This is a genomic window from Bowmanella yangjiangensis (assembly GCF_017255015.1).
Taxonomy (GTDB): domain Bacteria; phylum Pseudomonadota; class Gammaproteobacteria; order Enterobacterales; family Alteromonadaceae; genus Bowmanella; species Bowmanella yangjiangensis.
On record NZ_JAFKCS010000720.1, the window covers coordinates 1 to 371 of the forward strand.

At 69.3% G+C, this 371-nt stretch carries 1 protein-coding gene; it reads left to right on the forward strand.

Annotated elements, in window-relative coordinates; all coding sequences use genetic code 11:
• Positions 1–313: YeeE/YedE family protein (locus tag J0A65_RS26405; protein ID WP_206597147.1), on the forward strand; the 313-nt coding region annotated here is incomplete at its 5' end.
• Positions 314–371: the final 58 nt, after the last annotated feature.

Consider the following 371-nt stretch of genomic DNA (forward strand, 5'->3'; position numbering starts at 1 on the left):
CGGCAGCCTGCTGCAGCGCAACGCGGAAGGCCGTGGCGAGAAGGCCGCCTTTGTCGTCGGCCTGCTGCTGGCGCCCTTGCTCTGGGGGCTGTTCCGCGCGCTGCCGGCGGTCCACTTCGAGGTGGGCAGCCTGGGTCTGATCGTTGCCGGGCTGCTGGTCGGCATCGGCACGCGCTATGGCTCGGGCTGCACCAGCGGCCACGGCGTCTGCGGCATATCCCGGCTGTCACCGCGCTCGCTGGTGGCGACGCTGTGCTTCATGGCCAGCGGGTTCGCCACCGTGTTCGTTCTGCGTCATCTGCTGGGGGGCTGAGGATGCGCCGTGTGATTGCGTTCGTCTGTGGTCTGCTGTTCGGCATCGGGCTGCTGCT